Below are 11,487 nucleotides of genomic sequence, written 5' to 3'. Positions count from 1 at the left end.
GCATCGAAAAGGTGATCCTTTTGAACTGGGTGGATGAAGCTTAGATACCTCTATTTTCCCAGTTCAGGTCACCTTTTCCTCGTTAAAGACCGTTAATGACGTCCCGAACGATGAAACGCCCGGGCTAGCAGAACCGTGGATCTTCCGTGAGGGCTTGCAAGGTTGAAAACAGCCAGCAAGTCCAGGGAAATGAAAAAGTGAAGGTGCCGCCCTGCTAGCCAAAATAACCGGAGGCGCTATCAAATCCACTTTGAGACACTGGATTTGCGCCATGTTCTCAGCGGGCACTTCGTCAGTTAGGAACGCTTCGAGCTGCTTCTTCTGGGCGCGTGACTTGATCTCGATCAAGCCGTCATCCCCCACCAGCCCATCGGGTGAATATCCGATGGTGAAGCCCCAATCTCGCGGGTCATGAAACAAACTTGGCGGGCTTCGGAATAGGTTTCGCTGTAGAGCGCCCGGGCGTAGGGTTCGTCCAGCTTTCCGCGCTCCATGTCTCGTGAAGTGAACGACGGTTCGACGTAGCCCGTGATCCTTTCAGCGGCAAGGTGGCGGGTCAGTCCGCGTGACGTTTCGTTGTTCGCGGCCTTCATCGTCTTTGTGGTGACCAGTCGGCCGACTACGGAAGCGGTGACTAGGCCGCGCCGTTGTTCGTACCATTCATCGGTTCCCTGCTCAACGTTCTCAAGGATTGTTAGGCTCATTCTTCGTCCTCACTTTCGGGCATGAAAAAAGACCCCGAGTGCTCAGGGTCTTGTGAGTTGTTGTCGCAACCGCAACCGGGGCCGCAACTGTTTTGATAGCCGCCGATGCCTAACGGGCGCATCCCCCACCGCCTTCCTTGGTGAAACCATCAGTCATTGAAGTCCTCCCATGCGTTCTGGAAATCTTGGTAATCTGCTAGAACGTCCGCCAATTCCCGCACGCGTTGCACCGCCTGTTCAGCACGCTCGGCCCGGTCGATCAGGGCCAGCACGGTTGTCGGGTCGAACGTGGTGATAAATCAGGCGTCCGTGTCCGCCATCCACTCAAGCACTCCATCGCACGACGCGTCGTAGATGATGCCTTGAGCAGGGCGGCGCACCACCTGGTGGAAGTCATCTCTCTGCCAGGGGCCGCGGGTCGCACCCTCGGCTACCTGCCGCAGCTGGTCTAGGTTGTCGGTCATTACTTCCCCGTTTCTCGAACACGGCGAGCGCGTAGTGCGTCGGTGTGTCGTATTTGTTTGAGCCATCCCGCTAGTGCCCAGAGCGGTTTGGGGTGTCCTGCGAATAGGGTGGCTTGGCGGTTTACTGATCGGCGGATGGCTTTTCGGTAGGTGCGGCGGGTGAATTTCATGCCCACCCCCGTAGCTTCCGCACTTCTTGGATCAGGCGCTTGATGATTTTTGGGTAGTCGCGTCGGTAGATCCATGCTTCTAGGCCGTGTTGGTTGGCTTTCCATTCGGCTTCTGAGAGCCAGCGGGGTGATATGTCGGGGTCGGGGTATGACCCTGTGTAGCGGCCTAGCAGGATGTGTGGGCCGAATGCGCGGACGGTCTTGCCTGTGATGAATCCTGAGAGGAATCGTTCGCCCCGAAGTGCTGCGTGGACGGCGTTCTCGTTCAGGGTTCCTTCGTTCCCGGTGCGCTTGCCGAGACGGTAGCCTTCCCGATATTCCTCTGTCTGCCCGTAGAGGTGTTGGGCTTCTGCCGTCAACGGCCCGTAGTTGCCGTCCATGAATGCGCGGTTGCTCACAGTGGCGCTCCAATCCAGTAAGCGGCTAGTGCCAGGCCGCGCAATAAAAGAACGCCGCCAGCCAGAAGGCTGGCGACGATAATCCCGACCCATAGCTAGGCATCCCATGTCATTTCAACGTCGTTCACGCGAACCTCCCTTGACTGCCCAGCGGATCAAGCGCCCGCCGTTGCGTGACTTCGTTCGTGATTTCTCGTAACCGACTTCGACCAAAGAGAACTCGGTGATCGCTCGGTTCATTGCTGCGCCGAACCAATTCGACTCCGGCGGGTACGTTGGCAAGCGGTCGCGAATATCGTCATTCGTGAATGACCGGCCCTCGTTGACAAGCTCGACAACCGCGCCGTCGAACGCTTCAAAGAACTCGTCCTTGGATTCGAAGACCATTGCCACCGGCAAGCCCTTCGTTTTCGCCCTACCCATAAAGCGTTATCCACTTCTGCGCGGCCTTCTCGGCATCACGGAACCGCTTACCAACGATCCGCAACGCCTTCTTCTCAGCGTCCGCCCGGCGGCGGTGCCCTGAAATGAGGGTGCCCCCGATGCCGGTTCGGGTTTCCGAGATGAAGAACTTCATGCCCGCGTCGATCAGGTACAGCACAATGTCCGGTTCGTGCCGGTTCACCTTGGCGCGCACCTGAATCTGCTGGTAGGTGCCCTGCCCAATGGTTTCCACCGTCGGTTCTAGGCGATGTAAGCTAGCCATGTTTTTGATTTCCTTTCTGGTAAAAGAAAACCCGGCACGGGGCCGGGTTGGGGATTTTGCAGATATCGTTATTGGATGGATCTAATTGCCCTGTTAATTGCAGCGTTATCGCTACTTGTCTCGTTCGCCTCGGTCGTTTGGGCAGTTCACGCCACTCGGGGATCGAACAAGAGTGCTCAAAATGCCATTGATAAGGCCGAGGCTGCGAATCAGCTCAGTACGGAGGCGAACGTCATCGCGGAGGACAGTAAGAGCATCGCAGTAGACTCCCGCAAAATAGGCGAAGAAGCGCTGGCGGTCGCTCAACGGTCCGAACTGCGCCAAAGCGACTCGAGCAACATCCACTGGGAATGCGACTGGGAAGAGCCAGGCATCTACCTGATAACCAACCGGGGAGATGACGAAGCGCTCGACGTCCGAATCATCCTTACCGTCGATGAGGAAAAGATCCGCGCCGACCATAAAACGATCCCCGGCGGCAGCAGCATCAAGATCGAATGTCCGCAAGCCCGAGCCACCTACCTCCAGGAGGTACGTGCTCATCGGGCGAAGATACGGAATCATCAAGCTAACTCCCTCAGGAGCAGGATGTACATCCCCGAACCGACAACGTTCGAGTACCAGTTCCACAGCATCCACGAACGGATCGATTGGAAGACTCAGGCCGGAAACGCGAGAGTGCACGATGAGCGATACCCTATGAGCTACCTGGGCGACTTCGACTGAACTCATGCTGCCACCGCCGTGGCGCGTAAGGTGCCGTTCTTCCGCACGTACGAAATGAGCGCGTTCTTTACCGCAGTCTCTCCGGTTTCGTCGCTGTACTGCAGTTGCGATTCCTCGGCGGCGTACGACAGGAGGAAACCCTGCGCCATGCGGTGCGCCTTGCGGTCGGGAAGCTTCTCTCCTGCTGCCGTGGCGCACTCTTTGAACATGTTTTTCAGCTTCACGAATGGAAGAGCATTATTTTCGGGCATGACAATTAGACCTTTCTAAAGCTGGTGAACTTGCAGCCAATCGGCTGACTTAGGGGAAGGTTGCCCGGACAAGGGGCTAGAGAGGGTGCCTAGAACTAGGCGATGCGGCGAAGTGCGTCCGCGATGCGGGTCTTATCGAACCGGCTGTCATGGTTGCCCAGGACGATCTGACGGATTTCGTCTTGCTGTTCGGGTGAGAACCTGTAGCGGTTTCCCACCTTCCCTGCCGGCCAGCTACCGTCAGACGCCCTGCGCTGGACGGTGACTACGCTGATTCCGTACTCAGCGGCGAGGTCTTCCGTGGTGGCGTAGGAATCGGTACGACGTGTCATGCCGCTTCCTTGGCGTGGTACTGCTCAGGCAAGAGGGTGACGGGCGGGATTCCGATTGCATTTGCGAGTCGGAGGAGTTCGTAGATTCCGAACTCGCCGCCACCGTTCATCCTGCAGACGAGGGCTGCTCGGGGAATACCGGAGTCCCTGGCTACTCGGGCGACGGGAATCTTTGACTTCTCGATCGTCTCGGCAACTTTCTGCGCTGCTTCGTTGTTGATTATGGTCATAACTCTATGCGCCCACTTGGGTACGTACAACTCTGTTCGGGTGAGAAGTTAAATAAACCTAGTGGGTGCGAACATGCCCGATATGGTGGCAAACTAACCAGTATGGATAACGAAGCGAAAGCAAGTCAGTCCATCGCCGCCCAGCTTCGGGCGACGGTAGCGGTAAAGGGAATCTTGAAAAAGGATCTGGCGGAACAGTCAGGCCTCGCAGTGAACACACTGTCTAGATACCTGAACGGACATCGAGATATCCCGGTGTCCGCGTTCATGCAGATATGCCAGGCTCTAGAACTAGATCCCGGAACTGTTTTGAACGAGGGCGCGAAGGACCTCTGATGGTGCAACACTACTTGCTAGTCCGATCACAACCAGGTCGGTTGCGGTCATCCTGGAAAGCGTCTCACCCACCGGTGAGGCGCTTTTCTTTTCGTCGGTGCTACCTTGCACTACTTCCCCTTATTACTAGTACTGGTGTTCGAATGAGAGGTTGCATTAAGCCTACGACGCGGAACGGACGGTTGGCTATCTCGTCGCCCTAAAGTCTCCCCCGTTGGGGGGATAGGCAGTGTTTTGAAGTGCTTTACAGTGTGGTTTAGTGCTGTCCTAAAATGCGGCTCAAAGTTTGAACTTCCGCGTGATTCCGGGCTAGAATCGGATTCCGAGCCGATTTTGGTGATGGGGTTCAAACCCCCCCGTGTCCGCCGAAAGAAGCCCGGAAACTCAATGAAGTTTCCGGGCTTCAGTCATTGGCGGCGACCTCTCAAAAGCGAATAGAGCCGCGTACAGGTCATACATTGGGCCCAAAAGGCGCTGCAAAGAAGATCTTCGCTTATCGCGTCAACTGGCCCGGCAAAGACAAATGGGAAGCGTGTGCGCTTGAAAACCAAACACGCGCTCCAATTCCGTAAGAACTGATTCCAACCGGAGAGCCGCGATACTTTGCGCACCCTCTGTGCCGCTCGCACCTAAAGAGGACCCCAAAAGACGTGTGGTCCACCAACAGGACAGTTTGCTTTGCAAGACTAAAGGCCACTAGCCACACGAGCTTGTCAGTACAAAAATGCCCCCTGCTTTTTAGCAGGGGGCAAAGAGGCGAAAGACCCTAGTCGAGGTTCTTCACAGCATAATCAGCTTGCGCCCTAGTCAGACCCTGGCACTTGGTTCCGCAACCTCTACCGGCACACACACTTCTCGGTGCACGCTGGGCTGCAGCAGGCATTCACTCTCGTTCAGCTTTACCCGTCCGTTGAAGGCGCTGCAGACCTATCACGATTTCTGCCGGTAAACAGCGGTGGGGCCGGAGCCGACCCCTTGGTCGATTCCGGCCCCACCGGTTCAAAAGTTAATACTGGTTTACTTCAGGTCACGCTTCACGTCGTGTGCCGCGTCCTTGACCTCTTCGCCGGCCTTCTTGGCCTTGGCGCCGGCCTGGTCCTTCAGACCCTCGGCCTGCATGTCCTGGTTATCAGTCGCATCGCCGAGCTTTTCCTTGGCCTTGCCCGAGAGGTCCTGGGCCTGGTTCTTGATCTTATCTCCGAGTCCCATGTACTTCCCCTTTCCGTAGCGATCTCACACACCGTGCGGTGCGTTGATATGTACGACGCTAGTGAGGGCGCTATGGGCCTGCAACCGGAAATCGGTGACTCACATGAAACTCCAAGAAGATGTTCCAGAAGTTATCTGCCACCGTGAATGCGCGGCTATTCCTCACGCTTGACGAAGGAACGGAGCATATTCTGGACTATGTCCGCAGGCAGTGAGGTGTGCTTGACGATGATGGAACTCATCTTTTCCAGGTCGGTGCGCGCGATCGCGTCAAAGAGCTCCTCGCGTTCTGATTCCGGCAGGTCCGCGGCGTCAAAGTAGACCGGGCCGTCCGGGCCCTGCCCCTCAAAACGGAAGTCGGCCACGTTCCCGGTGCCCTCTCCCCCGGCCATCGGTGAAGTGGCGATCATGCGCTCCAAATCCTCCACCGGAAGCATGGTGTGCTCGTGCAGGATCTGGGCGGCCCCGGCCGTATCACCGTCGCGCAACATCGAGAAGAGCTGGTCGTACTCGTTCGGCGGCAGCTTCTCGCTGGAGAATTCATGCTGTTCGCCATCCACCTCGTAGGCCAGCTTGAAATGAGTGGAACTGGGGGTGCGATCCGACCCAAATTTTTCGTTCCATTCGGTAGGCACCACCCAAGTTTCATCATCGGGCAGCGACTGGATGTCCCCGGTATCCGCAGTGCGCGGTACCTCGATGCCCGCCCCGGTGTCATCAACCGGCAGATCAGCGACGGGCTCCTTCGAATCCGGCAAGTCTTCGGCGTTTGCGTCCGGGTCGCTTCCATCCTTGGGGGCTTCAGCCACGGCCACGTCGCGCGCCGCCGGGGGCAGATCCAAACTGTCCTGGTGCGGTTCGGCATCCAGCTCCGGAATCGATGCGGGGCCACCGGCCTGCGGGTAGGCGTCAAGGCTGCGCACGGCGATCACGCATTCCTTTACGCTGGCTCCGGTCTTGGCACGGTACTTCTGCACCGCGGCCATGACATCCCCCTTGGCCAGGTCCCGGTAGATCGACTTGCGTGATTCCTCATCCAGCTTGGCCGCGGCAGCCTGGGCAGCTTCACGGCTAACCGACTGGGAGATCTGCTCCATATTGCGCTTGCGCACGGACTGCAGCCAGAAGAACCCCGCTACCAGGACAAAGATGACCACGACGAGCCAGATGAGGATTTCCATGCTTCCAGCGTACTTCCTTTCCCTGCCCGTTCACCCGGCTATGCCCAAAGTGAAAGGCAATACACCGGGAGCTCCCGCAATCCGCAAGGCACGGCCCGCCATCGCCAGTGACCAGCGCGAATCGCACAGGTCATCGACCAACAGCACCGGTCCCGGCGCCGAGGAGAGCAGGGCCTCCATATCCGCGGGAATGTCAAAGGCATCGGCCACCTCGGCCACCCGGAACGCCGAGTTGCCTCCGGCTCCCCCCTCGGCCGGGGCGGTGCGGTACTGCAGCTGACCCAGGTAGCGCAGCTGGCCCAGTTCGGCCAGGCGGTAGGCCAGGGAGCCGACCAGCTGGGGACGGGCCCGCGAGGGCATCGCCACCACCCCGACGGGCCGGGTCTGCCAGTCCCATTCGGCCAGCACCTTCACGCAGGCCTGCAGCAGGGCGTCATTGATTGGTGCGTCGGTGGGATCGGCGAACAGTTGGCGCAGCCGGTTGCCCCAGCCCAGGTCGGTCAGCCTGGCCAGGGCCCGGCCCTCCTGGACCTGTTCGTCGACCGGGATCTTGCCCTTGAGCGAATGCCCCAGCCGGTCCATCCCGGACGGGTAGGCCTTACGGGGTTCGATCGGCACCCCTACGCGGCCCAGGGCCGCCTGCGCGGAATCCTTCGCGGTGTCCGGGATGTGATCGTCATACCAGGGCCCGGCGCAGCGGTCGCACCGTCCGCACGGTTCGGACTGCGGGTCATCCAGGGTCCGGGTCAAGAACTCCATCCGGCAGCCGGTGGTGTTCTCATAGTCCTTCATCAGGTTCTGTTCATGCACCCGGCTCTGGGCGACCCGGCGGTAGCGTTCGGCGTCATAGGACCAGGGCATGTCGGTGCGCATCCAGCCGCCGGCCACCCTTTCCACCGCCCCGTCCACGGCCAGTACCTTCAGCAGCAGCTCCAGCGGGGTGCGTCGCAGGTTTACGGCGCTTTCCAGGGCCGGCACACTCATGGGGCCATCGGCCGCGGCCAGCGTGGAGAGCACCTGCCCGGCCCGCTGTTCGTCGGGCATCGAGCTGGTGGCGAAGTACTCCCAGATCTCGGCATCGTCCACCCCGGGCAGCAGCAGCACGTCCGCGTTGATGCTGCCGCGTCCGGCGCGGCCCACCTGCTGGTAGTAGGCCACCGGGGAACTGGGCGCGCCCACGTGGATCACGAAGCCCAGGTCCGGCTTGTCAAAGCCCATGCCCAGCGCGCTGGTGGCCACCAGCGCCTTGACCTGGTTGGCCTTCAGCGCCGCCTCCAGCCGCTCGCGCTGCTCCAGGTCCGTGCGCCCGGTGTAGGCCGCGACCTCGTGCCCCGCCTCGCGCAGCATCCGGGCAATGTCCTCGGCCGCCGAGACGGTGAGAGTGTAGATGATCCCGGAGCCCTGGAAGTCCTCAATGTGGCTCAGCAGCCAGGCCAGGCGCATGCGCGGGGAGGCGAGCTTGAGCACTCCAAGGCGCAGCGAGTCGCGGGCCAGGGTGCCGCGCAGCGTAAACACTTCCTGACCGCCCACCGCCAGCTGCTCAGCCACGTCCTGCACCACGCGCGAGTTGGCGGTGGCGGTGGTGGCCAACACCGGCAGCCCCTGCGGCAGACGGGAAATCAGGTCTCGGATGCGACGGTAGTCCGGGCGGAAGTCATGCCCCCAATCGGAGATGCAGTGCGCCTCGTCGATCACCAACAGGCCCATGCGCTGGATCAGCACCGGCAACTGGTGTTCACGGAAGGAGGGGTTGTTCAGCCGCTCCGGGGAGACCAGCAGCACGTCCAGCTCGTCACGCTGCAGCTGGTCCAGGATTTCACGCCATTCCAGGACGTTGGCCGAGTTGATCGCCGCGGCACGCACCCCGGCCCGCTCCGCGGCGGCGACCTGGTCGCGCATCAGCGCCAGCAGCGGGGAGACGATCAGGGTCGGCCCGCGGCCCATGGCCCGCAGCAGCAGGGAGGAAACGAAGTAGACCGCCGACTTGCCCCAGCCGGTGCGCTGCACCACCAGGGCGCGGCGCTGCTGGGCAACCAGGGCGGAGATCGCCTCGAACTGTCCAGGATGGAACTCGGCCTGCGGGTGCTGGACCAGCGCCCGCAGCTTCTCCAGTGCCAGTTCCTTTAATTCGGTCTGCTGTAGCTGCGCCATGCCCCCCAGTATTCCAGCAGCCTCCGACCTTTTGCGCTTCTGCCCGGGCACCGGCTTGCGCACGATCCTGCCCAAGGCGAAACTGTTAGCGAACTCCTATGCCCGTACCGCCCCAGGACAGGGCATTGGGCCCGGCATCCCGGTAGTGTGAGGTGCGTGAGTGTAGAGATTGATCTTAAGCAGTGCTTCAAGGCGTACGACGTGCGCGGCGTGGTGGGACAGACCATCAACGAGGAAGCCGTCGAAGCCATTGGCGCAGCGTTCGTCGATGTTTTGGGACTAGGCGGACGCGAGGTCCTGGTGGGCGGGGACATGCGTCCTTCCAGCGCAGACTTTTGCCAGGCCTTCGCCCGCGGGGCAACCTACCGCGGGGCCAACGTGAAGATGCTCGGCTTGATCTCCACCGACGAGCTGTACTTCGCCGCCGGCAAGCACGACGCGGCCGGGGTGGTCTTCACCGCCAGCCACAACCCGGCCCAGTACAACGGCATCAAGATGTCCAAGGCCGGGGCCGTGCCGATCTCCTCCGAGACCGGGCTGTATGACATCCGTGACGTGGCCCAGGGGTACCTCGATGAGGGCCTGCCGGTCTCCGGGGACGCTCCCCAGGGCACGATCAGCGAGCTGGACGTGCTGGGCGACTACGCCGCCTACCTGCGTGAGCTGGTGGACCTGTCCCAGATCCGCCCGCTGAAGATCGTGGTGGATGCCGGCAACGGGATGGCCGGGATGACCACCCCGGCCGTGCTGGGAGATGCGGTGCTGCCCGGCCTGCCGCTGGAGATCATTGACCTGTACTTTGAGCTGGATGGCACCTTCCCGAACCATCCGGCCAACCCGCTGGAGCCGGAGAACCTGAGGGACCTGCAGGCCGCGGTGCTCCAGCACGGTGCGGACATGGGCTTGGCCTTCGACGGGGATGCGGACCGCTGCTTCGTCATTGACGAAAAGGGCGAACCGCTCTCCCCCTCGGCCATCACCGCGCTGGTGGCGGTGCGTGAAATCGCCCGGGTCCAAAAGGACGGGGAACAGACCCCGACCATCATCCACAACCTGATCACCTCCAAGGCGGTCCCGGAGTTCGTGACCCGGGCCGGGGGCAAGCCGGTGATGACCCGGGTGGGCCACTCCTTCATCAAGGCCGAGATGGCCCGCCAGGGCGCGGTCTTCGGTGGCGAGCACTCGGCGCACTACTACTTCCGGGACTTCTTCAACGCCGACACCGGGATGCTGGCGGCCATGCACGTATTGGCGGCCCTGGGTTCCCAGCCGCTACCATTGTCAGAATTCGGCGCGGAATACGAGCCCTACACCGCCACCGGGGAGATCAACTCCGAGGTGGAGGACAAGCAGGGGGCCGTGGACCGGGTGCTGGAGCATTTCGCCGGCCAGCCGGTGGTGGTGCAGCGCCTTGATGGAACCACCATCAGCGCGCAGGATGGTAGCTGGTGGATCAACCTGCGTCCCTCCAACACCGAACCGTACCTGCGGTTCAACGGCGAGGGGTCGCAGGCCTCGGTGATCACCCCCATCCGGGACACCGTGCTGGGCATTGTGCGGGAAAACGCCAAAACGAAGTAAGCGACCGAAACGAAGCAAGCGGACGAGGAAATAGAGGACGAGACCATGAATTTTGACGAACTCGATGACTCGGTCAAGGAAGCCCTGAACAAGGTGCTGGGTACGGCGTTGGGTGTTGCTCGCGAGCAACTGGAGGAGCAGGGCGTCTTCCTGCCCTTCGCGATCGGTCTGGAACCGCAGAGCGGGGCCGAAGAGCCGGAGCTGCGTCTGCTGGCGGTGCCGCCGACCGAGAACCCCGATGACCCGGAAGCCGATATCGACACCGAGGCCATGGCCGCGGACCTGGTTCAGGTGCTGAACCAGGAGGGCGCGAACTTCGCGGCCGTGGCTATCACCTCCGATGTGCTGCTGGCCGAGGACAACCGCGACGCGATCCATGTGGTGGCCGAGCACAAGGCCGGCGCCGCGCTGGCAATTGTCCAGCCCTACACCATGCCCGATGAGCCCGGCGGCACCTGGCACTTCGAGGACCCGGTGGCCGAACCGGCGGACATGTCGCTGTTCGCCCCGGACGCCCAGTAGCCACCGGCCCCCGCCCAGCGGCCCGGACCTAGTGATGGATCAGCAATGAGACTCAGCGCCTATACCGACGTGTGCCTGCGCACCTTGATGGTGCTTGGCGCGCACGGTGTCGGCCAGCTGACCACCCGGCAGATCGCCGAACTGATCCACGTGCCGTACAACCACGTGACCAAGGCCGTGGCCGAGCTGGGCGGCCTCGGGGCTCTGGAGGTGACCCGAGGCCGCCACGGGGGGGCCAGCATCACCGAACAGGGTCTGCAGATGAATCTGGGCTCCTTGCTGCGCACCCTGGACTGGCGTGACGATGTGGTGGACTGCACAACCCACGACGCCGCCCATGACTGCCCGATGGTCGGCGGATGCCGGCTGCGCGGCGCGTTGCGCCAAGCCAGAGACGCTTTCTACGCTTCTTTGGACAACCTGACGGTGGCCGATGTGGTCTCCGCTTCCCCGGCGCTTACGCGCCTTCCCTTCCCCCAGATCCGTCCCAGCGGCACCCGTTAGCCAGCTGCCGGGCGTCACGGAC

General features: G+C 61.5%; 18 protein-coding genes. 5 read left to right on the top strand and 13 right to left on the bottom strand.

What is annotated here, in order from left to right; all coding sequences use genetic code 11:
* Window positions 1-63: 63 nt before the first annotated feature.
* The 7 genes from RCJ92_RS07240 to RCJ92_RS07210 all read right to left on the bottom strand — a co-directional run bounded on the left by RCJ92_RS07240 (window position 64) and on the right by RCJ92_RS07210 (window position 2,442).
* Window positions 64-348 carry a hypothetical protein gene (locus RCJ92_RS07240; RefSeq protein WP_446754186.1) on the bottom strand — a complete coding sequence of 95 codons (285 nt, stop codon included), beginning with the start codon at window positions 346-348 and terminating at the stop codon, window positions 64-66.
* Window positions 345-704: a YqaJ viral recombinase family protein gene (locus tag RCJ92_RS07235; protein ID WP_446754185.1), complete on the bottom strand. Its 360-nt coding sequence runs from the start codon at window positions 702-704 to the stop codon at window positions 345-347. The genes RCJ92_RS07240 and RCJ92_RS07235 overlap by 4 nt, the downstream gene beginning before the upstream one ends.
* Before the next feature lie 149 nt (window positions 705-853).
* On the bottom strand, window positions 854-976 hold the full coding sequence (locus RCJ92_RS07230) for a hypothetical protein (RefSeq protein ID WP_396277872.1): 123 nt from the start codon (window positions 974-976) through the stop codon (window positions 854-856).
* Between the two features lie 27 nt (window positions 977-1,003).
* A complete protein-coding gene (locus tag RCJ92_RS07225; RefSeq protein ID WP_396277871.1) occupies window positions 1,004-1,168 on the bottom strand; it encodes a hypothetical protein in 165 nt (54 codons plus the stop codon).
* Window positions 1,169-1,334: 166 nt separating this feature from the next.
* Window positions 1,335-1,736 (bottom strand): hypothetical protein, encoded by a 402-nt coding sequence (locus tag RCJ92_RS07220; protein ID WP_446754184.1) that lies wholly within the window; start codon window positions 1,734-1,736, stop codon window positions 1,335-1,337.
* A gap of 114 nt (window positions 1,737-1,850) precedes the next feature.
* On the bottom strand, window positions 1,851-2,129 hold the full coding sequence (locus tag RCJ92_RS07215; protein WP_346922755.1) for a hypothetical protein: 279 nt from the start codon (window positions 2,127-2,129) through the stop codon (window positions 1,851-1,853).
* Window positions 2,130-2,151: 22 nt separating this feature from the next.
* The gene (locus RCJ92_RS07210; protein ID WP_396277868.1) at window positions 2,152-2,442 is read right to left on the bottom strand and encodes a hypothetical protein; all 291 of its coding nucleotides are present in this window, start codon (window positions 2,440-2,442) and stop codon (window positions 2,152-2,154) included.
* Between the two features lie 75 nt (window positions 2,443-2,517).
* Here RCJ92_RS07210 and RCJ92_RS07205 point away from each other — a divergent pair, with 75 nt between their 5' ends.
* The gene (locus tag RCJ92_RS07205) at window positions 2,518-3,168 is read left to right on the top strand and encodes a hypothetical protein (RefSeq protein ID WP_396277867.1); all 651 of its coding nucleotides are present in this window, start codon (window positions 2,518-2,520) and stop codon (window positions 3,166-3,168) included.
* A 2-nt stretch (window positions 3,169-3,170) separates the two neighbouring features.
* On the opposite strand, the gene RCJ92_RS07200 is transcribed toward RCJ92_RS07205, so the two are convergent.
* The 3 genes from RCJ92_RS07200 to RCJ92_RS07190 form a co-directional block, all read right to left on the bottom strand.
* Window positions 3,171-3,419, bottom strand: a complete 249-nt coding sequence (locus tag RCJ92_RS07200) for a hypothetical protein (protein WP_446754183.1) — start codon at window positions 3,417-3,419, stop codon at window positions 3,171-3,173.
* Between the two features lie 95 nt (window positions 3,420-3,514).
* Window positions 3,515-3,751 carry a helix-turn-helix domain-containing protein gene (locus RCJ92_RS07195; RefSeq protein WP_396277865.1) on the bottom strand — a complete coding sequence of 79 codons (237 nt, stop codon included), beginning with the start codon at window positions 3,749-3,751 and terminating at the stop codon, window positions 3,515-3,517.
* A complete protein-coding gene (locus tag RCJ92_RS07190) occupies window positions 3,748-3,981 on the bottom strand; it encodes a hypothetical protein (RefSeq protein WP_446754182.1) in 234 nt (77 codons plus the stop codon). Before RCJ92_RS07190 ends, RCJ92_RS07195 begins: the two co-directional genes overlap by 4 nt.
* Before the next feature lie 102 nt (window positions 3,982-4,083).
* Here RCJ92_RS07190 and RCJ92_RS07185 point away from each other — a divergent pair, with 102 nt between their 5' ends.
* Window positions 4,084-4,317, top strand: coding sequence for a helix-turn-helix domain-containing protein (locus RCJ92_RS07185; RefSeq protein ID WP_396277863.1), 234 nt, complete (start codon window positions 4,084-4,086; stop codon window positions 4,315-4,317).
* A 1,017-nt stretch (window positions 4,318-5,334) separates the two neighbouring features.
* On the opposite strand, the gene RCJ92_RS07180 is transcribed toward RCJ92_RS07185, so the two are convergent.
* The 3 genes from RCJ92_RS07180 to RCJ92_RS07170 all read right to left on the bottom strand — a co-directional run bounded on the left by RCJ92_RS07180 (window position 5,335) and on the right by RCJ92_RS07170 (window position 8,858).
* On the bottom strand, window positions 5,335-5,526 hold the full coding sequence (locus RCJ92_RS07180; RefSeq protein ID WP_054821052.1) for a CsbD family protein: 192 nt from the start codon (window positions 5,524-5,526) through the stop codon (window positions 5,335-5,337).
* A gap of 155 nt (window positions 5,527-5,681) precedes the next feature.
* A complete protein-coding gene (locus tag RCJ92_RS07175) occupies window positions 5,682-6,707 on the bottom strand; it encodes a hypothetical protein (protein WP_446754181.1) in 1,026 nt (341 codons plus the stop codon).
* 30 nt (window positions 6,708-6,737) lie between these two features.
* The gene (locus RCJ92_RS07170; RefSeq protein WP_446754180.1) at window positions 6,738-8,858 is read right to left on the bottom strand and encodes a RecQ family ATP-dependent DNA helicase; all 2,121 of its coding nucleotides are present in this window, start codon (window positions 8,856-8,858) and stop codon (window positions 6,738-6,740) included.
* A gap of 156 nt (window positions 8,859-9,014) precedes the next feature.
* Here RCJ92_RS07170 and RCJ92_RS07165 point away from each other — a divergent pair, with 156 nt between their 5' ends.
* From RCJ92_RS07165 to RCJ92_RS07155, 3 genes are read left to right on the top strand one after another with little or no spacing between them, the layout of a single operon-like run.
* Complete coding sequence (locus RCJ92_RS07165; RefSeq protein ID WP_446754179.1) at window positions 9,015-10,439, top strand: phosphomannomutase/phosphoglucomutase; 1,425 nt, start codon at window positions 9,015-9,017, stop codon at window positions 10,437-10,439.
* Between the two features lie 45 nt (window positions 10,440-10,484).
* Window positions 10,485-10,961 (top strand): hypothetical protein, encoded by a 477-nt coding sequence (locus RCJ92_RS07160; protein WP_343833347.1) that lies wholly within the window; start codon window positions 10,485-10,487, stop codon window positions 10,959-10,961.
* 45 nt (window positions 10,962-11,006) lie between these two features.
* Window positions 11,007-11,465 (top strand): RrF2 family transcriptional regulator, encoded by a 459-nt coding sequence (locus RCJ92_RS07155; RefSeq protein ID WP_446754178.1) that lies wholly within the window; start codon window positions 11,007-11,009, stop codon window positions 11,463-11,465.
* Window positions 11,466-11,487: the final 22 nt, after the last annotated feature.

The sequence above is a fragment of the Glutamicibacter sp. BSL13 genome, assembly GCF_052928425.1.
The sequence above is the reverse complement of the archived record's forward strand: the minus strand, read 5'-3'. Positions and strand labels throughout refer to the sequence as shown.